This is a genomic window from Myxococcus sp. CA056, from assembly GCF_013336715.1.
Lineage (GTDB): Bacteria > Myxococcota > Myxococcia > Myxococcales > Myxococcaceae > Myxococcus > Myxococcus llanfairpwllgwyngyllgogerychwyrndrobwllllantysiliogogogochensis.
The window spans coordinates 77,601-98,832 of the sequence record NZ_JABUMT010000017.1 but is presented as its reverse complement, the minus strand read 5'-3'; the positions used below and the strand labels follow the sequence as shown (position 1 = coordinate 98,832).

Sequence of the window (21,232 nt, the reverse complement as noted above, 5' to 3'; positions counted from 1 at the left end):
CCTGAGCGTCAGGCCCGCGGAGCGCTCGCGGCGCCGGGGCCAATTCGACGTGACAGCGAAGTGAAGCGGGTGGGCTAGTCGCCCAGGTTGCGGCTGCGCGGGTGGCGGATGTCCTTGCCCCGCACCATGTAGACGACCATCTCCGCCACGTTCATCGCGTGGTCGCCGATGCGCTCCAGGTGCTTGGCGATGAACATCAGCGCGGTGGCCCGACGGATGTTCTTCGAGTCCTCCATCATGTACGCCAGCAGCTCGTTGAAGATCTTGAGGAAGAGCGCATCCAGCAGGTCATCCCCCTGGAGCACCACCTCTGCCTTCGCCACGTCGCCGGAGACGAAGGCATCCAGCGAGCGCTTCACCTGCTGCTGCGCCAGCTCCGCCAGCTTCGGCGTGTCCACGTAGGGCGCCAGCGGGGGGACCTGGTTCAAGTCCATGGAGCGCTCGGCGATGTTCACCGCCAGGTCGCCGATGCGCTCCAGGTCGGTGACGATTTTCAGCGCCGTGGTGATGAGGCGCAAGTCACTGGCGGCCGGCTGGCGCAGCGCGAGGATGCGGCGGCACAGCTCGTCGATCTCCACCTCCAGCCGGTTGACGTCCTTGTCCGCGGCGACGACCTTCTCCGCCAGGGCGCTGTCGCGGTCCGTGAGGGCGCGCATGCTCTGGACGATGAGGCCCTCCACCTTGGCGCCCATCGCGAGGAGCTTCTCGCGCAAGTCCCTCAGGTCCTGCTCGAACGCCTTGTCCGTGTGAGTCAACGCCATCGCCGCCAATCCCTTCTCTTCGCTCACCCGAACTTCCCGGTGACGTAGTCCTCGGTGCGCTTCTCGCGCGGGTTGGTGAAAATCTGTTCGGTGGCGCCGCATTCCACCAGTTCACCCATGTAGAAGAAAGCCGTCCTGTCACTCACCCGCGCGGCCTGCTGCATGTTGTGGGTGACGATGGCGATGGTGTACGTCGCCTTCAGCTCGTGGATGAGCTCCTCGATCTTCGCAGTGGCGATGGGGTCCAGGGCGCTGGCGGGCTCGTCCATCAGCAAGACCTGGGGCTCCACGGCCATCGCCCGGGCGATGCACAGCCGCTGCTGCTGGCCGCCGGAAAGGCCCAGGGCGCTCTCGTGCAGCCGGTCCTTCACTTCATCCCAGAGGGCCGCGCCGCGCAGGGACTTCTCCACGCGCTGCTCCAGCGCGGCCTTGTCCTTCATGCCGCCCACGCGCAGGCCGTAGGCCACGTTCTCGAAGATGCTCTTGGGGAACGGGTTGGACTTCTGGAAGACCATGCCCACGCGGCGACGCAGGTCCACCACGTCCACGCTGCGGTCATGGATGTCCATGTCGTCCAGGAGGATGGTGCCCGTGTGGTTGGCGCCCGGAATCAAGTCGTTCATCCGGTTGAGCGCGCGCAGGAAGGTGGACTTGCCGCAGCCGGACGGGCCGATGAGGGCGGTGACGCGCCGGTCCAGGATGGCCAGGGAGACCTTCTGGATGGCCGCCTTCGTGCCGTAGCGCAGGGTCAGTTCGCGCGCCTCCATCTTCGGGCGCGGGGCGTTGGGATTGAGGGACATGGAGGGCGTGTACCGTTGAGTCAGTGGGCGCCCGCGGCCTTGCGGCGCGTGCGGGTCCGGATGATGACCGCGACGAGGTTGAGGGCGAACGTCAACAACAGCAGCACCAGCACCGTCGAGTAGAGCAGCGGGCGCGTGGCCTCCACGTCCGGTGACTGCGTGGCCATCACATACGTGTGGTAACCCAGGTGCATGAACTGGGAGTTGAGGTGGCTGGGCAGGTCCGGGAGGAAGTAGGCCGCGCCCGTGAAGAGGATGGGCGCGACTTCGCCGGCGCCTCGGGAGATGGCCAGCACGGCGCCAGTGAGGATGCCCGGCAGCGCGCCCGGGAGCACCACCCGCCCCAGCGTCTGGGACTGGGTGGCCCCCAAGGCGAGGCTCGCGGTGCGGTGGTCCATGGGGACGGCGCGCAGCGCCTCCTCGGTGGAGACGATGACGACGGGCAGCGTGAGCACCGCCAGCGTCAGCGAGGCCCAGAGGATGCCCGGCTGCGCCCAGTACATCTCCTCGTGGCCGAGCGCGCGGTCCATGCCCTGGCCCACGAAGAGGATGAAGAAGCCCAGGCCGAACAGGCCGAAGACGATGGAGGGCACGCCGGCCAGGTTCACCACCGCCACGCGGACGATGCGGGCGAAGAGCGAGTGGGGTGGGGCGTATTCGTGGAGGTACACGGCCGTCAGCACGCCCACCGGCATCACCGCCACGGTCATCAGCAGGGTGAGCGCGGCGGTGCCGAAGATGGCGGGGAAGATACCGCCGCCCATCATGCCGTCGGAGGGCGGCTGGGAGAGGAAGGTCCAGGTGACGCCGCCGGCGCCGTTCTCCACGACGTTGAAGAGGATGATGGCCAGCATCGCGATGATGATGAAGGCCGCGAGGCCGGTGAGTGACGTGAGCGCGAAGCCCACGGCGCGGCGGGTCCCCGGCGTCACGCGGCACCTCCCGTCAGCTTGCGGATGACCCTCTTGGTCCACGTGGAGGCCATGAGGTTGAGCACGAAGGTGAAGATGAAGAGCTGCACGCCGATGAAGAACAGGAGCGAGTAGTGGGGGCTGCCCACCACCACCTCGCCCATCTCCGCGGCGATGGTCGCCGACAGCGAGCGCGCCGAATCCCCCAGGCTCCAGGAGATGACGTCCGCGTTGCCGGAGGCCATGAGGACAATCATCGTCTCGCCAATGGCGCGCCCGAAGCCGAGCACACACGCGGCGAGGATGCCGGGCGCGGCCGCGGGGAGGACGACCTTCCACGCGGTCTCCCAGGGGGTCGCCCCCAGGGCCAGGGAGGCTTCGCGGTAGCTGCGTGGCACGGCGGTGAGCGCGTCTTCCGACACGGTGAAGATGACGGGGACGATGGCGAGCGCCAGGCCCAGGCCGGCCACCATCGCGTTGAGCGGCCGGTCGAAGCCGAGGGCCTCCTTCACCACGGTGGACATCACCATGAGGGCGAAGAAGCCCAGGACGACGGAGGGGATGCCCGCGAGCAGCTCGATGACGGGCTTGAGCAATTCGCGCAGGCGGCGGGGCGCGAACTCCGCGGCGAACAGCGCGCCGAACACGCCCAGCGGGACGGCCACCAGCATGGAGACCGCCGTCGTCTTCAGCGTGCCGACGAACAGCGGAATCATGCTGACCTTGGGAATCTTCGACACGGGCTGCCAGCGGAAGGGCGGCTTGCCCGGGGCCACGTCCTGGGCCAGGAACATCTTGGAGAGGCTGGCCTCGTGGCGGGCCTCCGGCTCCGTGAAGAGCGCGAGGGCCTCCTTGGCCACGAAGATGATGATGAGGATGAGCGCCGCGATGCCGGTGAAGGCCATCAGGGTGATGAACCCCGCGATGACCTTCTCCCGGAGCTGACGCCGCCGCGCCGCGGGTGACAGCGCGGGCGCGATGAGAGGCTGCGTGAGACCCTGCTCCATGATGGCATGTCTATCCATAGTGGCTCGGGCCCCTGGTGACATTCGTGTGACGGAAGGCTCACTTCACCGGGAAGTAGCCGACCTTGGTGACAACGGCCTGTCCTTCGGGTGACAGCGCGAAGTCGATGAACGTCTTGGCATCCCCGGAGGGCTTGTTGCGCAGGTAGAAATACAGGTCGCGCGACAGCGGGTACTTGCCCGTCTTGATGTTCTCCGCCGTGGGGGCGATGTCCTCGTTGCCCTTCTTGATCTTCAGCTCCTTGATGCCCTTGGCGTACGCGGCGCCGCCGTAGCCGATGCTGTTCTTCTCCTTGGAGACGGCGTTCACCACCGCGGCGGTGCCGGGCAGCGTCTGGGCGGAGGCCGCGTAGTCCTCGCCGTCCAGGACGTGGTCCTTGACGAAGACGTAGGTGCCCGAGGAGTTCTCGCGGGAGTAGATGATGATGGGCGCGTCGGGGCCGCCCAGCTGCTTCCAGTTGGTGACATCCCCCACGTAGATGCTGCGCAGCTGCTCCACGGTGAGCGCCGTCACGGGGTTGCCCTCGTTGACGTAGAAGGTGACGCCGTCCTTGGCCACGGGGATTTCCACGCCCGTGGAGTTGTAGCGGGCGCGCAGCTTCTGCTTCTCCGCGTCCTTTATTTCACGGCTGGACATGGCGATCTCCGTGGTGCCGTTCTGGAGCGCCGCCAGCCCCACGCCGGAGCCGCCGCCGGTGACTTGCACCTTGGTGGCGGGTGTCTTCTTCATGAACTCCTCGGCCCATCGCTGCCCGAGGATGACCATGGTGTCGGAGCCCTTCACGGTGACGTTGCCCGCATGGGCGGAGAGCGGGAGGGCGAGCATCAGCCCGATGACCAGTGAACCGAAAATTGCCTTCATGGCGGATTCAGCTCCAGCGAAGTGGTGGTGTTGGGAGGAAGGTAGGGCCTAGTAGCGGGCCTGCATCTGGAGGGTGAACAGGTTGTCATGCGGGTCCTTGGCGTCGTCCGGATGGGCCGTCATGGGCATCTCGTACGCCGCGGTGACCTTGAGGTTCTCCCCGAAGTAGTGGAGGACGGCGACGGCCAGGGTGCCCACCGAGTTGGTGCTCGCGGGACGTCCCTCTGACGCGCTGTTCTTGCGGCCATTCTCCGGGTCGAAGAAGTCGTAGCGGATGGCCACCGCGTCCGACACGCCCACGTTCTGGACAATCAGGCCGTACCAGCCGCTGGCGGGAACGCCGGGCTGCTCCACCTTCACGTCACCGGAGCTCTTCCAGTACGACCTGCCGGTGATGTACTCGCCCTTGATGGCCGTGGCGCCCAGGGGGAGGAGGTCCAGGTAGAGCTGCGCGTCCAGCGCCACGCGGTCCCTCGTGTGCGCCTTGCGGAAGGTGTCCGAGGGGCCCTTGGTGATGGTGTGGCCGTACCAACCGGAGACGCCTCCGGACAGCCAGCCCAGGTCGAAGCCCGCGCGGCCGATGACGTCCTTCTCCTTGTCGTTGTCCACGCCGACGGAGCCCTGGTTGAAGATGCCGTCGCCGTCGAAGAGGCCCGCTGCGACGTGGACCTTCCCCTCGAGGAAGGTGCCGGCGAACTTGACGCCGCGGTCCCGCTCGTCGGGCAGGAAGGCGCGCACGCCGCGGGTGCGCTCGGGAATCTCGCGGTCGGCGGAGGACTGCACGGCCTCGTAGCCGAAGGGCCACTTCATCTGGCCCAGGGTGAGGCCGGCCTGTTGGTGGGTGCCAGGGATGAAGAGGGTGGCCTCGGCGTCGCGCACGGTGACGAACGGGGCGGTGGGCACCGCGTCGATCTGCAGCATCATCTGCGCCCAGTCCGTGGTGTAGGTCGTCTTGATGCGGCCCCGGCGCACGGCGAAGCGGCTGAAGCCGCCCGTGCCGGTGTCGTCCAGGCTCTGCTGGTACTGGTAGCGGCCCTGGACGTAGCCGGAAATCTTCAGCTTCTTGAGGGAGAGCAGGTCGTTCTTCGTCTCGGTGTTCTGCTCCTCCAGGGCGGCGACCTTGCCCTCGGCGGTCGTCATCCGCTCGTCCAGGTCCGCGTCGGCGGGCGCGGCGTCCGCGGGGGGCGCCTCCGGGCTGTCGGATGCGGGGGCCTGGGCGGCGGGCTCTTCGGCGGGCACGGCGGGCGTCTGGGCCACGGCCATGGCCGGGCTCAGGGCGAGGGTGAGGACCGCGGTGGCGAGTTGACGCATCGGGAAGGGTTTCGAGAGGGTCACGAAACTGGCTTCTAGGTAACGCGCGTGGCCGTTTCAGGTCCGTTGTGTGACATCGGTGTCACGAAGTCAGTGGGTCGGGTCGACGATGCGGTAGCCGACCCCGCGCACCGTCTCCAGCAGGGTGCGCGCCGGGCCCAGTTTGTCGCGCAGGCGCATGACGTGGGTGTCGATGGTGCGCGTCTCCAGCGAGGAGGACAGACCCCAGACCTCCTCCAGGAGCTGCTCGCGCGTCTGGACCCGGCCCGTGCGCGTCATGAGGTGCCCCAGCAGGCGGAACTCCAGCGCGGTGAGGGGGACCTCCTTTTCCTCGACGTAGAAGCGGTGCGCGGACAGGTCCAGCTTGAGGGCGCCCAGGGCGAGGGGCGCGGCCTGGGGCTCCTGGGGCGTGCCTCCGCGACGCAGGATGGCCTTGAGGCGCAGCACCAGCTCCCGCACGCTGAAGGGCTTGACGACGTAGTCATCCGCGCCGACCTCGAAGCCGCGGATGCGGTCGGTCTCCTCGCCCTTGGCGGTGAGCATGACGATGAGGATTTCGCGGGACTGGGCTCCGGCGCGCAGCTGCCGGCAGACGTCGATGCCAGACATGTCGGGGAGCATCAGGTCCAGCAGGACGAGCTCGGGCGGACGCTCGCGAGCGGCGATGAGCGCCGTCTCGCCCGTCGCGGCGAGCTGGGTGGAGAAGCCGGCATCGCGCAGGTTGAAGTCGATGAGGTGGGCGAGATCGGGTTCGTCGTCGACGATGAGGACGTGGGCCATGGCGGGCCGGAGTCTGCGCGTCTCGATTTTCATGCACGTGACGCATTTGCAACGATTGTGTGATGACGACCGGTGGGAGGACAGGCGGGCGGCTCACTCGCGCCTCCGGGCATGTCTGGGTGGAAACTGACAGCGGCCCCCCACCGAGGGGCCCCTCGCACGCTCGCGGCGGAGCGTTACCTGTTCATGTCCTTCGGCCTTTTGTCGGAGGTCTTGTCCAGGAGCCCGCATGTCCCTCGACTCACGTCGGTTCATGTCTCGCCTGTGTTTGCTGCTGCTGTCCGTCTGGAGCACCGCCGCGCTGGCGACCGAGGAGTACCTGCAACTGGCCACCTGCCTGGGTCCCCAACAGCAGACCTATTCGCCGGCCCTGAAGCTGTTGCCCCGGCAGACCTATTTCAGCGCGGAGGCCACGCTGAATGTGTGCGTGACGCTGGACCCCGCGCTCAGCTCGGCCCGCTTCCAGGTCGCCGGCGGAGGGGTCGCGAGCTGTACGCTCGCGTCGCTCCAGAGCCGAATCGTGCTCGAGTGGAACACGGGGGAGACGAGCATCATCGACATGTCGTCTCCGCTGGACCTCAAGCCCCTGGGCCAGACGGTGGTGCCCTCCTACGGCACGGTGATATCCGGCAGGTTCGAGGGCGCCCTCGTCGTCTCCGTGCTGGAGCTGACCCCCAATGACCTGGCCCTGCTCAAATGCCTGACGACGGGAGTCACCGAGTCCTCGGGGCTGATCAGCATGACCTTCCTCCAGCTGTTGCCCTGAGGCGTCAGCCCGGCCTCGTGCGAGCCCAGGGGCTTCGTCGTCCCTGCGGGCGAGCCGTGCGTGAGACATCCATGAAAGTCAGACATGGCTTGCGTGCTGCGGGCGCGAGGTGCGGGCTGTTTTCGGGGCGGGGCGGAGGTTCGAGGTGTTTCGATGTCTGGAATGTGAGGCGTCCCCTCGTGAGACTCGCCAGGTCCTCCGGGGCAAAGCCCGTTGTGCCTTGGTGCTAGCTGTCTGTGGGTTGGCCGACCTCGTTTCCCGTGAAGTGTCCACGGGGCAACACAAGCCCCAGGGGGATGAGGATGTGTCATATTGCTCATGGGTTGCTCATGACTCATTTGAGAGGGATTGTGTCGATGTGAGGTGATTGATGGCTGAGAAGCTGGTGGATACCCAAGGCGCCCGTGGGAATGAGTCAAATCAGTCGGTGTTTTCCGGCTTTCAACACCTGTCGTTGGAGGAGCGGCGCGAGCGTCTCGGTGTGGGGCTGGGACTGGACGCGGAGCTCCTGGATGGACTCACCGGAGAGCAGGGGCTGCGGATGGAGGCCGCCCTGGCGATGGTGGAGAACGCGGTGGGGCTCTTCAGTCTGCCCTTGGGGTTGGGGCTCCACCTGAAGGTCAACGGGCGGGACTACACGGTGCCCATGGTGGTGGAGGAGCCGTCGGTCATCGCGGCCGCGTCCTTCGCCGCGAAGCTGGTGGGCGCCGCGGGAGGGTTCGTCGCGGAGGCGGACTCGTCCCTGATGATTGGTCAAATCCAGCTCGCGCGCTTCGGGCCGCCGAGCTTCGCCATGGCGCGCATCCTGGAGGCGCGCACGGAGCTGCTGGCGCTGGCCAACAGCCTGCATCCGCAACTGGAGCGACGAGGTGGCGGGGCCCGGGACGTGGAGGTGCGGCTCCTGCCCCCTCCCGAGGGGCCCGGCATGGAGCCGCTGCTGGTGGTGCACGTGCTCGTCGACACGCAGGAGGCGATGGGCGCCAACCTGGTCAACACGATGATGGAGGGCCTGGCCCCGCGCATCGAGCAGCTCACGGGTGGCAAGGTCTACCTGCGCATCCTCTCCAACCTGTCGGACCGGCGGCTGGCCCGGGCGCGCTGCTCCATTCCCGAGCGGGCCCTGGCGGACTTCGGGCTGAGCGGCGGGGAGGTCGCCGAGGGCGTCGTCCAGGCGAGCCGCTTCGCGCTGGCGGACCCGTACCGCGCGGCGACGCACAACAAGGGCATCATGAATGGCATCGACGCGCTGGCGCTCGCCACCGGGCAGGACTGGCGCGCCATCGAGGCGGGGGCGCATGCCTTCGCGGCCCGAGGGGGGCGGTATGGCCCGCTGTCGGTGTGGCGCAGGGAAGGGGGCCACCTGCTGGGAGAAATCCAGCTGCCGCTGGCGCTGGGCACGGTGGGGGGCTCGATGCTGGCGCATCCCGGAGTCCAGGCCTCGTTCAAGATGCTGGGACAGCCCTCCGCGCGGGAGCTGGCCTGCATCTTCGCCTCACTGGGGCTCGCGCAGAACCTGGCGGCGATTCGCGCGCTGGGCTCGGTGGGCATCCAACGCGGCCATATGGCGCTGCACGCGCGCACCGTGGCGTCGAGTGTCGGCGCGCCACCGGAGTGGGTGGAGGCCATCGCCGCGCTGCTCGTCCAGGAGGGTGAGGTGAAGGTGGACCGGGCCCGGCAGGTGCTGGACCGGATGCGTGGCGGCGGCGAGTCCGTGACGCTCACGCCCTCCGCGCTGCGCACGGGGCTCCAGGACGAAATCGAATAGGCCCCAGGCTTCACGTCCTCCGCGTCGACGAGCAAGGGGAAGGGTGCGCCGAGTGCGCGGTGTCCTTCCCCTTCTCCCCGCGTGGAGGAACCGGGGCCTGTCGCGTGTTCTGATTCCCACCCGCCCGAGGGCTGTGCAACAACGGCGGGGTGAGCCCCCATGACTCCGCCTGACTCGCACTCCTCGCCGCCCAACACTCCGCCCCTGCGCACCCTGCCGGTGCCCACGCTGACTCCCACGCCGGGCGAGCTGGCGCATGCGCAGAAGCGGGGCGGCCGCTCGGCGCTGCTCGGGTTGGGGCTGGTGGGCGTCGTGGCGCTGACGAGTCCCGTGCTCGGCTACCTGGAGGACGTGGGCAACGCGCGCGAGGAGCTGCTGGGGCACCTGTCGAACCAGGCCCGTGTCCAGGCGGACGCGCTGGGGGTCCACCTGTTGTTGCTGGAGGCGGAGCTCGCGCGCGTCGCCGGGCACCCCACGCTCTTTCCGGAGGATGGGGCGTCCCCCGCGGAGCAGGCCCTGCTCGACAGCGCCTTCTACCACTCGTCGCTGTTCTCGGAGGGCGTGGCCCTGCTCGGTCCCCGAGGCGAGCGTGTGTGGAGCGACCCTCCCGGCATGTCGCTGGGCGCGTCGCCCATCACCGCGCGCCCCTGGTTCCAGCGGATGGTGGAGCGCAAGGCGCCGGCCATCGACCTGTTGGAGGGCGAGGGGGGGCCGCTCGTCGTCGCCGTGCCGATGATCAAGGAGGGCCAGCTCAAGGGCGTGCTGCTCGGTGAGGTGCGCACGGAGGCGCTGCCCACGCGCTCCACGGAGGAGACGGCGCTGTTCCTGATGGATGCGCGCGGACGGCTCCTGCTGCCGTCGTCGCCCTTCTCGCACCAGGAGGACTTCTCTGGAGCGCTGCGCTCGCTGGCGAAGGCGCCAGGGCCGCTGATGTTGGAGGGGAACCGGTTGATGGGCGCGGCGGCGTGGGTGGGACGCAGCGAGCTGTTGCTCGTGGTGCTCGAGGACGAGGAGTCAGCCACGGCCGGACTGCGCTCGCGTTTCCTGCGACAGCTCGCCTTCCATATCGCGCTGCTCACCTGCACCCTCGGCCTGTTCCTCGTCCTGCTGCGGCATTCCTACCGCTCGTTGCTCGCGGCGGAGGAGCGGCTGCGCCGTCAGGAGACGATGGCCGCGCTGGGCACCGCCGCCGCGCTCATCGCCCACGAGGTGAAGAACGCGCTCAACGGCATCCAGGCCGCGCTGTCCGTGCTGCGCACGACGCCCGCGGGCAGCGAATTGCCGGTGCGGGGCCTGCGCTCCCAGGTGGAGCGGCTGGGGCATCTGGCGCGCTCGCTGCTGTCGTTCGGCGCGCCCCGTGCCGCGATGCGGCGAAGCTGCGAGGTGCACCTGTTGGTGGAGGAGGCGCTCCAGGCGGTGCGCATGCTGCCCGAGTCGGAGGAGGTGGAGCTGCGCACGTCGCTGGAGGAGAACCTGACCGTCCAGGGTGACGCGGCGCTCCTGGTGTCGGCCATCGACAACCTGGTGCGCAACGCGGTGGAGGCGGGCGCTGTGGCGAAGGACACGGGCCTGCGCCCCGCGCCCTGGGTGGCGGTGAACCTGTCGCGGGATGGCGATGCGGCGCTGCTGGTGGTGGAGGACAACGCGGGCGGCGTGGACCCCCGGCTCGAGCCCCGGCTTTGGGAGCCGTTCGCCACCGGCCGCGCGAAAGGCGTGGGCCTGGGGTTGCCCATGGCGCGGACGTCCGTGGAGGCGCATGGTGGAAGCCTGACCTATACCCGCCGTCCACAGGGCAGCCTCTTCACGCTGCGGTTGCCGCTGGAGCGCACTTCATGAGCATCCATCTGCTGTTGGTGGACGACGACCGGACCTTCGCCTCGCTGGCGGCCACCGTGCTGCGTCACGAGGGCTTCCGGGTGACGCTGGCGCACTCGCTCCACGACGCGCGCGCCGCGCTCGCCCGGCAGGCGCCCGAGGTCGTCGTGTTGGACCGCCGCCTGCCGGATGGAGACGGCATCCACCTCTTGCCGGAGCTGCGCGCGCAGTTCCCGGACACGGCGGTGATGATGGTGACGGCGCACGGCGACATCGCCAGCGCGGTGGACGCCATCAAGCAGGGCGCGCGCGACTACCTGTCCAAGCCGGTGGAACTCGACGACCTCGTCCTGCGCGCGCGCCGTGCCGCCGCGGACCTCCAGCTCCACGAGCGGCTGCGTCAGGCCGAGAGCGAGCTGGGGGGCCGGCGTCGGCTCTTGCGTCCGCGCGCCCCGGCGATGGTGGCCGCGCTCCAGATGATTGAGCGCATCGCCACCGCGCCCCGAAGTCCGGTGCTCATCACCGGCGAGACGGGCGCGGGCAAGGAGGTGCTCGCGCGGCACCTGCACAACGTGCAGGGCAACCAGGGCCCCTTCGTCCACGTCAACTGCGCCGCGCTGCCCTCCGCGCTGGTGGAGAGCGAGCTGTTCGGCCACGAGCGGGGCGCCTTCACCGATGCGCGCGCGGCCCGGCGCGGGCTGGTGGAGGTGGCCGACGGCGGCATCCTCTTCCTCGACGAGATTGGCGAGCTGCCGCTCAGCCTCCAGGCCAAGCTGCTCACCTTCCTGGACCAGGGCGCCTTCCGCCGGCTGGGTGGGACGACGGAGCTGACGAGCAACGCCCGCGTGGTGACGGCCACCAACCGCGACCTCACGCGCGAGGTGGCGGAGAGTCGCTTCCGAGAGGACCTGTACTTCCGCCTGAGCGTCTTCCGCGTGGAGATTCCCCCGCTGCGCCAGCGCCGCGAGGACGTGCTGCCGCTGGCGGAGTCACTGCTGGTGGAGCTGTGCGCGGAGCTGGGGCGCAGGCCCGTGGACTTCTCCAGCGCCGCGAGGGCGCGCCTGGAGCGCTACCCGTTTCCGGGCAACGTGCGCGAGCTGCGCAACGTGCTGGAGCGCGCGCTGGTGCTCGAGCCGGGACCCGCGCTGGAGCTCCAGGCGCTGGAGCCGCGAGGCCCGCTGGGGCCCGCGGCCACGGACCCGGACGCCTTCGTGGTGTCGGGCACGCGCTCGCTCGACGAGGTGGAGCGCCTGTACGTGAAGCATGTCCTCGGCCGCCTGGACGGCCGGCGGATGGAAGCCGCGAAGGCGCTCGGGCTGTCCTACCCCACGTTCCTCCGCAAGCTCGAGGAGTGAGCCCCAGGGCGTCGGGACGGTCCCTCCGACGTGCCAGGCCGGCGCTTCAAGTTCCTTGCTCAAGTTTCTTGAAGTCCGGCGCGGGCACTTGAAGTTCCTTTCATCGCCCGCCTGCTCCCGGGCGCCGCATTCCCTTGTGAAATCGCCCGTTTAGGTCCTGGCACGGGCGTTGCCATGACGCACCGCGAGACTCAGCGTGCGCCACCGTGGGGTGGCGTCTTCTCGTGGAGGTGTGTGGCATGACGACGAGTGATGGGAACGCTGGCTCGGCCTGGAAGAATCTGGCCGCTGACCTGCCCGCTTCCCTGGTGGTTTTCCTGGTGGCGCTGCCCCTGTGCATGGGCATCGCGTTGGCTTCAGGTGCGCCCATCGTCTCGGGCCTCATCGCCGGCGTGGTGGGTGGCGTGGTGGTGGGCCTGTTGGGAGGTGCGCCGCTTCAAGTCAGCGGCCCCGCCGCGGGCCTGGCGGTGATGGTGTTCGGGTTCATCCAGACCATGGGTCTGGCGATGACGTGCGCCGCGGTGGCCGTGGCGGGCGTGGTGCAGATGATTTTCGGTGGGCTCAAGGTGGCGCGCGCGGCGCTGGCCATCTCGCCCGCGGTGATTCACGGGATGCTGGCCGGTATCGGCATCCTCATCGTGCTGGGGCAGGTCCACATCGTCCTGGGTGGCAGCCCCCAGTCGAGCGCCTGGCAGAACATCAAGGAGCTGCCGGAGCAGATCCTCGGCCTGCATGGCCCGGCCGCGGTGCTGGGCCTGGCCACCATCGGGTTGATGGTGGTGTGGCCTCTGTTGGCCAAGGGCAAGCTGAAGCTCGTGCCGGCGCCGCTGGTGGCGGTGGTGGGAGCGACGGCGGCGTCGGTGCTCTGGGGCGCGGACGTGTCGCGCGTGGAGCTGCCGGCCAACGTGTTCAGCAGCATGCAGCTTCCGGCGATTCCCACCGGCAACTGGGGTCAATTCGTAACGGCCGTGCTGTCGCTGGCGCTGGTGGCGAGCGCGGAGTCGCTGTTGTCGGCGGTGGCCACGGACAAGATGCACACGGGGCCCCGGGCCAACCTGGACAAGGAGCTGTTCGCGCAGGGCGTGGCGAACACGGTGTCCGGGCTCGTGGGTGGCCTGCCCATCACCGGCGTCATCGTGCGCAGCGCGGCGAACATCGCGGCGGGCGCGAAGTCGCGTTGGTCCGCGGTCATCCACGGCGGGTTGCTGCTGCTCTTCGTCACCACGCTCGGCTCGGTGGCGGGCCTGGTGCCGCTGACGGTGCTGGCGGGTCTGCTCGTCGTCGTCGGCACCAAGCTGGTGAACCTGCACCACATCCGCGAGCTGCAGAAGCGCGGCGAGGTGCTCGTCTACGCGGTGACGGTGGCGGGCGTCGTCGGCATCAACCTGCTGGCGGGCATTGGTCTGGGATTGCTGGTGGCCATGCTGCGGTTGCTGTGGCGGTTGGGCAGCGTGAAGGTGGACGTCAAGCAGGCTCACGGGGAGTTCCTCGTGCAGGTGTCGGGCTCGCTCACCTTCGTGGGTGTGCCCCGCCTCTCCACGGCGCTGGCGCAGGTGCCCGCGGGGTCCAGGGTTCGCGTGGACCTGACCGTGGACACGTTGGACCACTCGGGTTTCGAGGCCATCGAAAGCTGGAGTGACACGCATCGCAAGACGGGCGGCTCGGTGGTCATGGAGTCGCTCGAAGAGGTCTGGGTCCGCAGCGGTACAAGCCGGTCCTCCAGTCCTGTCCTGGGTTCGCAGGTTTCCACCAACACTCTCGCGTCTGAAGGTGCCCCATGAAGAAGCTCATCCGTGGCCTGCTGGACTTCCAGCTCAAGGGTCGGCCCGCCTATCGCGAAGTGTTCGCCCGTCTGGCGCAGGGCCAGTCCCCGGACTGCATCTTCATCTCCTGCTCGGACAGCCGGCTGGTGCCGAACCTGCTTGTGACGACGGACCCGGGCGACCTGTTCGTGGTTCGCAACGTGGGCAACCTGGTGCCGCCGTCGGACGCCCACGGCGTCTCCACGGGAGACCAGTCCGAGCCCGCGGCGCTCGAGTTCGGTCTGAGCAACCTGGAGGTGGAGGACGTGGTCGTCTGCGGCCACTCCAGCTGCGGCGCGATGAAGGCGCTGCTCGCCGGAGGCCAGGTGCCGGGCGCGCCCAACCTCCAGCGCTGGCTGGAGCATGGCCAGCAGGCGCTGCGCACCCTCAAGGAGGGCACCACGGTGGGCGAGGGCCTGCCTGAGTACGACCGGCTCTCGCAGCTCAACGTGCTCCAGCAGCTCCAGCACGTGTCGTCGTACCCGGTGGTGAAGGAGCGCATCGCCGCCGGCAAGCTGCGGCTGCACGGGTGGTGGTTCGACATCGCCAACGCGCAGGTTCACGTCTGGCGCCCGACGCACGGCCGCTTCATCCCCATGACGGAGCTGGTGGGGGAGGCGCTCTTGCGCGAGCTCGGCGGCGATCCGCTCTTCCCGGGCGAGGGTCGGGCGGCGAACCAGGAGGGGCCCGGCGGCGAGGGTGTCGCCCGGATTCTCTCCGTGGCCGCCGGCCACTGAGCCTGGGGCCTCTCGTAGCAGGCAGGCAAGGGGGCATGGCCCACATGGGGCCGTGACTCCTGATTGGAAATCGGACGCTGGAGAGGAAGGATGCGGCCTGGCTCCGCATGACCCCCTTCCTCTTCACGTTCGTCGTCCTGGGCTTCTCGGTGGGCGCGGGACTGCTGGGCTCGCTGCTGGGCATCGGCGGCGGGCTCATCCTCATCCCCGTCCTCACCCTGCTCCTGAAGGTGGACATCCACTACGCGGTGGGTGCGTCCATCGTCTCCGTCATCGCAACTTCGAGCGGCGCGGCTGCGGCGTATGTGCGCGAGCGCATGGCCAACATGCGCGTGGCCATGTTCCTGGAGCTGGCCACCACGGCGGGCGCGCTCACCGGGGCCTTCCTGTCGGGTCGGGTGGGAGGGCGCGGGGTGTACCTCGTCTTCGGCGCCGTCATGGCGTACTCGGCGCTGGTGATGCTGCGGCGGATGCACGCGAGCGAGGAAGCGCCGGTGCCCGAGGACGCGCTGGCGGACCGGCTGGCGCTGCACGGCAGCTACTGGGATGAGTCCACTGGCCGCGAGGTGAGCTACCGCGTCACCCGTCCCCTGGCGGGGCTGGGGTTGATGTACGTGGCGGGCACGGTGAGCGGCATGCTGGGCATCGGCTCGGGCGCGCTGAAGGTGCCCGCCATGGACCTGACCATGCGGCTGCCGCTGAAGGTGTCCACGGCCACCAGCAACTTCATGATTGGCGTGACAGCGGCGGCCAGCGCGGGCGTCTACTTCGCGCGAGGCCACATCGACCCGTTCATCGCGGGCCCCGTCTGCGTAGGCGTCACGCTGGGCGCGTGGCTGGGCTCACGTCACCTGATGGCGAGGGTGAATGCGTCGTGGCTGCGCGCGCTCTTCGTGGGCGTGCTGCTGTGGGTGGCCTTCGAGATGCTGCGCAAGGGGTGGTCGTCATGAACGAAGCGCCGTCATCCGAGCCCGAGCCCCGCCCCTTGCCGCCGTCCAGCGTGGCGCTGCCCGTGGGGCCAGAGGCCGTTCCGCTGGTGCCCGAGCTGCTCATCAGCGACCTGCTGCGCTACGGCGTCCTCGTCAGCATGTCGCTGGTGACGCTGGGCACGCTGGTGACGTTCTTCCGCCACCCCGACTACCTCGTGTCTTCCGAGGCCCTGGAGCGCCTCACCGCGCCGCACCCCGTGCCGCACGGGCTGGCGGACGTGGTGGCGGGCGCCATGGCCGCGCGAGGGCAGTCCTTTGTCATGGCGGGGCTCCTGGTGATGATGGCCGTGCCGGTGATGCGCGTGGCGCTGTCGCTGCTCATCTTCCGGCAGCAGAAGGACCGGCTCTACGTGGCCATCACCACCGTGGTGCTGACGCTGCTGCTGGTGTCCTTTCTCGTGGGCGCCGCGGAGGGCTGAGCGCCTCACCCCCCCGTGTCGTAGCGCTTGAGCGCGCGGCCCGGCGCGGCCCACCAGACGAGCTGGAAGCCCGCGTCGTCCCCGGTGGACTGGAGCGCCACGGCGGTGCCCTTGCGCAGCTTCTCCGGCGCCTGGGTGTCGTCGCCCAGCGCGAGCGCCAGCGCCTGCTCCAGCGAGGGGTTGTGGCCCACCAGCGCGAAGCCCGGCCCCAGCTCCCGCGCCAGCTTCAGGATGCGCCGGGGCGCGCTGTTGCGGGGCACCAGCGCGGGGTGGACCTCCACGCGCGACAGGCCCAGGGCCTCGGCGAGCAGCTCCGCCGTCTGGACGGCGCGCACCAGGGGACTGGTGACGATGCCTTGCAGCGGGGTGAGGCGGGCCAGCTTGCGCGCGTGTTGACGGAAGAGGGCGCGGCCCTCCGGGGTGAGGGCACGGGCCTCATCCCCCAGGATGTGCGTGTCTTCGGCTTCGGCGTGGCGGACGAGCAGCAGCGGCAGTTCGCGAGCGGACATGGTGGCCTGCCTCAACCACCCGCCACCGCTCCGGGCAAGCAACGTCCCGGCGACAAAGCTCAGCCGTCCAGGTCGTTCAACACATCCAGCGGCAGCGGTGTCGCGTCCGTCACGGTGCCATCCAGATCCGTGGGCAGCGAGGTGGGGTCCACGTCCGGAGGAGCACGTCCCTCCAGGGGCACCGCCGCGTTGCGAATGGGGGCGCCCGGCGGAGGCCGCAGCACGGGGCCCGCGGGCGGCAGGCCGGAGTGGCGGCGCGCGGCCTCCATCAAGGCGTTGTGGTGGCGGTAGCGCGCCTCCACGAGCTTGTGGATGAGCAGCGGACCGCCGGGGACGCGGCGCGCGGTGAGGGCCTGGGTGGCCTTGCGCACCGGGTAGCGCACGCGGCGAATCTGCACGCGCCAGCCCTTGGGCGTGTACGTGAAGACGCCGTAGGCGGGGCGCAGGTCTCCGTCGCGCGGAATCCCCGCGCTGGCCACGTCGGCGATGAGCATGCGGCCCACCCGCCGGCGGTAGGGGAAGTGCAGGTGGCCGAAGGCGCACGCCGCCGCGTCCAGGTGCGCGAAGTAGCGGCGCACCGCGACGTCATCCAGCGTGGGGTCCAGCGACTCCTCGAGGTTGCGCGGGTTGGCGTGGCAGACGAAGAGGTCCTGTCCCTTGCGCGGCGTGTAACGCACGGAGAAGGGCAGGGCGCCCAACTGGCGCAGGTGCGCCTCGCCGAGCTGGTCTCTTGTCCAGCGCAAGAGCTCCGTCTTCCAGTGGTCCCTCTCGCGGTACGCACCGCCCAGGTAGTTCCCGGCGAGGTAGCAGTCGGTGTTCCCCATCAGCACCGAGTCGCAGCGGTCGAAGAGCAGGTCCACCGTCTCGCGAGGGTGCGCTCCGCGCAGTGCGAGGTCGCCGGCGGCGACGATGTAGTCGGGCGCAACGGAGCGCGCGATGTCCTCGAGGACGGCCTCGCAGGCGGGGAGGTTGCCGTGAATGTCCGCGAGGATGGCGACCCGCATGGTCGTGCCATCCTACCCCGTCGCAGACCGAGCGGGAGCCGCCTGGGGCAGAAAAATGGTGAAGGTGCTGCCCTCGTTCGGTTGGCTCTCGACCTTGACCTCTCCGTCCATGGCCTGGAGCAGGTGCTTGACGATGGAAAGACCCAACCCGGTGCCTCCCATGTCCCGGCTCCGGCCCTTGTCCACCCGGTAGAAGCGCTCGAAGATGCGCGACAGGTGGCGCGGTTCGATGCCCACCCCGGTGTCCCGGACGCGCACCACGCACCGCCCGTCCTCGCACGCTCCGTCCACGTCCACCCGCCCACCCGCCGGGGTGTACTTCACCGCGTTGTCCAGGAGGTTGAGCAGCACCTGCTCCACCGCGCGCGGGTCTCCCACCGCCACCAGTCCCGCAGGGACATGGAGTGAAACCACCTGGCCCTTGCCCTCGGCCTTGGGGCGCACCGTGTCGGCGGCCCGGGCGGCGGCCTCGGCCAGAAGGACGTCGGTGAGTCTCAGGCTCACCTGTTGCGACTCCAGGCGGGACAGCTCCAGCAGGTCCTCCACCAGCTCGGACAGGCGCTCGGACTGCCGGTGGATGATTTCCACCATGCGTGGAGCCACCTGGGCGTCCCCGAGCGCTCCTCCCTGGAGCGTCTCCGCGTAGCCTCGGATGGCGGTAATCGGCGTGCGCAGCTCGTGGGAGACGTTGGCGACGAAGTCCTTGCGCACCTTCTCCAGCCGGCGCAGCTCGGTGACGTCGTGGAAGACGGCGGCGCTGCCCGGCAAATCCCTTCCCAGCGGCGTCACGCGCACGGACAGGGTGCGGGGAAACAGCCCCTCGAGCGAGAGCTCCAGGTGACTGGAGTTCCCCTCGCGGCAGCCGCGCATGACGGCGTCGTGCAGCTGGTCATCGCGGATGACGGCCAGGGGGCGCTGGCCGACGATGGGCGCGCCCGTCTGGAGGATGTTCCGGAGCGCGTCGTTGTGGCGCACCACGGTGCCCTCCGCGTCCGTCACCCAGATGCCCTCGGCCATGCTGTCCAGGACGGCGGTGAGGGTGCGCGACTCCTGGGTGAGCTCCGTGTTTCGCGCGGACAGGCGGGTGTGCAGCGAGTCGATGGCGCCCTCGAGGCTGGCCACTTCCTCCAGCCGGTCCGGGTCCGGCGTCGGTCCGCCGCCCCCCTCCGCGCGGCCCCGCGTGCTGCGCGCCAGCCTGTCCAGCTGTCGTTGCAGCGCGCCACGGCTCAGGCCCAGCGCCATGAGGGAGCCGGCCAGGGTGATGAGCGCCACGGGCACCGCGGCGCCGGGGGTGCCCAGCGCGGCCACGAGCAGGCCCACCAGGGTGGCGGGCATCAACAGGGGCAGGAGCGTGTAGCGCAGGGGCATGGAGCGGGCGGCCTAGGGAGGGCTGAGCTTGTAGCCGACGCCGCGCACCGTCTCGATGATGTCGCCCGCGGGGCCCAGCTTCTCCCTGAGGCGTTTGATGTGCGTGTCCACGGTGCGGGTGTGGATCTCCGCCTGGATGCCCCAGACATCGGAGAGGAGGGTTTCGCGCGTCTGCACCCGGTCGCTTCGCTCCAGCAGGGTGCGCAGCAGGCGGAACTCCAGCGCGGTGAGGACGACCTCCACGTCCTTCACGCGCACCTGGTGGCGCGAGGTGTCCAGGAGGATGTCCCCGGCGGCGAGCACCTGCGCGGGCCCTTCGTCGGCGTCGCCCCGGCGCAGCACGGCCTTGACGCGCAGGAGCAGCTCGCGGACGGAGAAGGGCTTCACCACGTAGTCGTCCGCGCCCAGCTCCAGGCCCTGCACGCGGTCCGACTCCTGGCCCTTGGCGCTGACGATGATGACGGACGTCTTTCGCAGCTCCGGGTCCTGCTTGAGCATGCGCAGCACCTCGCCGCCCGCGATGTCCGGCAGCATCAGGTCCAGGAGCAGCAGGTCGGGTGGATTGGCGCGGGCGCGGGCAAGGCCTCCGGCGCCGGTGTTCGCCGACTCCGTCTCGAAGCCCGCGGCCCGGAGGTTGTATTCGACGAGCCCGGCGAGGTCCTGCTCGTCCTCGATGATCAGGATGCGCGTCATGGGGTCCTCTCGGAAGTCCTGTGGAAGCTCGACGGAAAAGGTGTAGCCGCGGGGGGCAGCGAGCGCGGGCGAGGAGCGCCGCCTTGCTCAGGGGCCGATGGAGGGGTCGCAGGACTGCTCGGTCAACACGAGCGGCGCGGCGACCACCGGGGCGTTGTCCCCGGAGTTGACGACCTTGAGGTAGTTGCAGGAGCTGCCGAGGAAGCGCGACGGAGCGCCCACGGCGATGGCCTCGATGACGAGCGCGTAGTCGCGGCCTACCGGCACGTCGACCTCGAGCGCCTGGCTGCCGCCGTTCTGCATGGCCGCCAGGTCCACGGTGAAGCGCAGGGCGCGGCCCTCGTTGCCGCGCGAGTCCTCCAGCACCACCAGCTCCTCGCGCTTCACCTGGGTGTTGAGGCAGGTGCGCTGCAGCTCGGTGCAACTGCGGCGCGAGCCGTCCTCGAGGACGCTGACCTGGAGCGCGTGGACCTCGGCGGCCACCGCGCGCGACATCGTCACGTCCAGGCCGAAGCGGCCGGCGGTGCCGGAGTCCGTGGGACCGCAGGCGCACAGCGCGAAGGCGAGCGGCAGGGACTTCAAGAGGCGGAGGCTCATGGCTGGGAAGGGTCCACGCGGATGGTGATGGGGATGCGGCCGCGGTCCTCGGAGGAGGAGAGGGCCACCACGCCCGCGGTACCGCCGATGGCCACCGCGCCCACGGCCACCCAGAGCCAGGGGCTCTTGTACCAGGGGCGTCCTTCGGAGACCTCGGCGGCGGCCGTCGAGCGCTGCGGTGCCACCTGGAAGAGCATGGGCTGGAAGGAGTCACCGCGTCCGGCGAGCCGTCGCTGCGCGGCGTCCACCACCTCGAAGTAGTACTCCACCTCGTAGGGCTCCGGCTCCACGGGCACGTCGTAGGCGGGGACGACGGCGCGGAAGCGCTCCTTCTCGCCCCGGTCCTTCACGAAGTCCACGGAGTTGTAGGCCTGGTCTCCGGCGCGCCGGTAGAACAGCCGCGCGCGGGCGCCCAGCGCCAGCTCCTGGATGGTGGCCTCCACGACGATGGGCTCGCCGCCCGGTGGATCCGGAATCGGATCCACGTCGAGCGTCACCGGGCGCACGCGCCGGCTGCGGATGTCCTCCTTGATGCGCGCGTAGAGCGAACGCAGCTTGGGCGGCGCCGTGCGGGGCAGCTCGTAGTCGGGACGGGCCTGGAGCAGCTTCTCGTAGGCCTCGCGCGCCTGGTTCTCGTCGCCCAGGTACAGGGCGGTGAGGCCGAGCAGGCGGTAGAGCTCCACGAGCTGGTCGTCGGTGACGTCCGGGGCGTCCAGGCCCGCCTGGAGCGTGCGCCGGGCCTCCTCGAACTCGCCGTCGTCAATTTGCTCGCGGGCGCGGGTGATTTCTGGGCTTGCTGGACCGAGCTGCGAGAGGGCAGGCGAGGGGAAGAGGGGACGGGCAAGCCCCGGTGGAGCCAGGAGGCCCACGACGAGGAAGAGTGCCCCCACGCGCAACGGCAAATCGTGCCTGTGCATCAAACCGACCCTATCAAAGCGTTGTCTGGAGAATCCACGAAGGCCA

Annotated in this window: 21 protein-coding genes; 8 read left to right on the top strand and 13 right to left on the bottom strand. The window is 69.7% G+C overall.

Annotated features, from left to right (window positions below):
- Positions 1-74: 74 nt before the first annotated feature.
- From phoU to HUA76_RS39010, 7 genes are all read right to left on the bottom strand, one after another.
- Positions 75-761 carry a phosphate signaling complex protein PhoU gene (phoU, locus tag HUA76_RS39040; protein ID WP_141647373.1) on the bottom strand — a complete coding sequence of 229 codons (687 nt, stop codon included), beginning with the start codon at positions 759-761 and terminating at the stop codon, positions 75-77.
- Between the two features lie 23 nt (positions 762-784).
- A complete protein-coding gene (pstB, locus tag HUA76_RS39035) occupies positions 785-1,528 on the bottom strand; it encodes a phosphate ABC transporter ATP-binding protein PstB (protein WP_217440826.1) in 744 nt (247 codons plus the stop codon).
- A 53-nt stretch (positions 1,529-1,581) separates the two neighbouring features.
- Positions 1,582-2,493, bottom strand: a complete 912-nt coding sequence (pstA, locus tag HUA76_RS39030; RefSeq protein WP_141647366.1) for a phosphate ABC transporter permease PstA — start codon at positions 2,491-2,493, stop codon at positions 1,582-1,584.
- Positions 2,490-3,479, bottom strand: a complete 990-nt coding sequence (gene pstC / locus HUA76_RS39025) for a phosphate ABC transporter permease subunit PstC (protein ID WP_246137655.1) — start codon at positions 3,477-3,479, stop codon at positions 2,490-2,492. The genes pstA and pstC overlap by 4 nt, the downstream gene beginning before the upstream one ends.
- 58 nt (positions 3,480-3,537) lie before the next feature.
- Complete coding sequence (locus tag HUA76_RS39020) at positions 3,538-4,359, bottom strand: phosphate ABC transporter substrate-binding protein (RefSeq protein ID WP_141647368.1); 822 nt, start codon at positions 4,357-4,359, stop codon at positions 3,538-3,540.
- Between the two features lie 48 nt (positions 4,360-4,407).
- Positions 4,408-5,670, bottom strand: coding sequence for a porin (locus HUA76_RS39015; protein ID WP_217440805.1), 1,263 nt, complete (start codon positions 5,668-5,670; stop codon positions 4,408-4,410).
- Positions 5,671-5,760: 90 nt separating this feature from the next.
- Entirely contained in the window at positions 5,761-6,450 is a 690-nt protein-coding gene (locus HUA76_RS39010) for a response regulator (protein WP_174458909.1), read from the bottom strand.
- A 253-nt stretch (positions 6,451-6,703) separates the two neighbouring features.
- On the opposite strand from HUA76_RS39010, the gene HUA76_RS39005 reads away from it, so the two are divergent.
- From HUA76_RS39005 to HUA76_RS38970, 8 genes are all read left to right on the top strand, one after another.
- A complete protein-coding gene (locus HUA76_RS39005) occupies positions 6,704-7,216 on the top strand; it encodes a hypothetical protein (protein WP_174463737.1) in 513 nt (170 codons plus the stop codon).
- A 370-nt stretch (positions 7,217-7,586) separates the two neighbouring features.
- Positions 7,587-8,981 (top strand): hydroxymethylglutaryl-CoA reductase, degradative, encoded by a 1,395-nt coding sequence (locus tag HUA76_RS39000; RefSeq protein ID WP_174458890.1) that lies wholly within the window; start codon positions 7,587-7,589, stop codon positions 8,979-8,981.
- A gap of 159 nt (positions 8,982-9,140) precedes the next feature.
- A complete protein-coding gene (locus HUA76_RS38995) occupies positions 9,141-10,817 on the top strand; it encodes a PAS domain-containing sensor histidine kinase (protein ID WP_174458889.1) in 1,677 nt (558 codons plus the stop codon).
- Positions 10,814-12,151: a sigma-54 dependent transcriptional regulator gene (locus HUA76_RS38990; protein WP_141648861.1), complete on the top strand. Its 1,338-nt coding sequence runs from the start codon at positions 10,814-10,816 to the stop codon at positions 12,149-12,151. The genes HUA76_RS38995 and HUA76_RS38990 overlap by 4 nt, the downstream gene beginning before the upstream one ends.
- Before the next feature lie 239 nt (positions 12,152-12,390).
- On the top strand, positions 12,391-13,932 hold the full coding sequence (locus HUA76_RS38985; RefSeq protein ID WP_141648862.1) for a SulP family inorganic anion transporter: 1,542 nt from the start codon (positions 12,391-12,393) through the stop codon (positions 13,930-13,932).
- Positions 13,929-14,690 (top strand): carbonic anhydrase, encoded by a 762-nt coding sequence (locus HUA76_RS38980; protein ID WP_141648863.1) that lies wholly within the window; start codon positions 13,929-13,931, stop codon positions 14,688-14,690. Before HUA76_RS38985 ends, HUA76_RS38980 begins: the two co-directional genes overlap by 4 nt.
- 107 nt (positions 14,691-14,797) lie before the next feature.
- Positions 14,798-15,640, top strand: a complete 843-nt coding sequence (locus HUA76_RS38975) for a sulfite exporter TauE/SafE family protein (protein ID WP_174458886.1) — start codon at positions 14,798-14,800, stop codon at positions 15,638-15,640.
- Complete coding sequence (locus HUA76_RS38970; RefSeq protein WP_174458885.1) at positions 15,637-16,098, top strand: DUF1634 domain-containing protein; 462 nt, start codon at positions 15,637-15,639, stop codon at positions 16,096-16,098. The genes HUA76_RS38975 and HUA76_RS38970 overlap by 4 nt, the downstream gene beginning before the upstream one ends.
- A 5-nt stretch (positions 16,099-16,103) precedes the next feature.
- Here HUA76_RS38970 and HUA76_RS38965 read toward each other — a convergent pair whose 3' ends face one another.
- From HUA76_RS38965 to HUA76_RS38940, 6 genes are all read right to left on the bottom strand, one after another.
- Positions 16,104-16,607 carry a histidine phosphatase family protein gene (locus tag HUA76_RS38965; protein ID WP_174458884.1) on the bottom strand — a complete coding sequence of 168 codons (504 nt, stop codon included), beginning with the start codon at positions 16,605-16,607 and terminating at the stop codon, positions 16,104-16,106.
- 59 nt (positions 16,608-16,666) lie between these two features.
- A complete protein-coding gene (locus tag HUA76_RS38960; RefSeq protein ID WP_141644370.1) occupies positions 16,667-17,611 on the bottom strand; it encodes a metallophosphoesterase in 945 nt (314 codons plus the stop codon).
- A 12-nt stretch (positions 17,612-17,623) separates the two neighbouring features.
- Complete coding sequence (locus HUA76_RS38955) at positions 17,624-18,979, bottom strand: cell wall metabolism sensor histidine kinase WalK (protein ID WP_174458883.1); 1,356 nt, start codon at positions 18,977-18,979, stop codon at positions 17,624-17,626.
- Between the two features lie 12 nt (positions 18,980-18,991).
- Positions 18,992-19,672 carry a response regulator gene (locus tag HUA76_RS38950; protein WP_174463736.1) on the bottom strand — a complete coding sequence of 227 codons (681 nt, stop codon included), beginning with the start codon at positions 19,670-19,672 and terminating at the stop codon, positions 18,992-18,994.
- An 87-nt stretch (positions 19,673-19,759) separates the two neighbouring features.
- Positions 19,760-20,269 carry a hypothetical protein gene (locus HUA76_RS38945; protein ID WP_141644367.1) on the bottom strand — a complete coding sequence of 170 codons (510 nt, stop codon included), beginning with the start codon at positions 20,267-20,269 and terminating at the stop codon, positions 19,760-19,762.
- On the bottom strand, positions 20,266-21,186 hold the full coding sequence (locus HUA76_RS38940) for a lipopolysaccharide assembly protein LapB (protein WP_174463735.1): 921 nt from the start codon (positions 21,184-21,186) through the stop codon (positions 20,266-20,268). Before HUA76_RS38940 ends, HUA76_RS38945 begins: the two co-directional genes overlap by 4 nt.
- Positions 21,187-21,232: the final 46 nt, after the last annotated feature.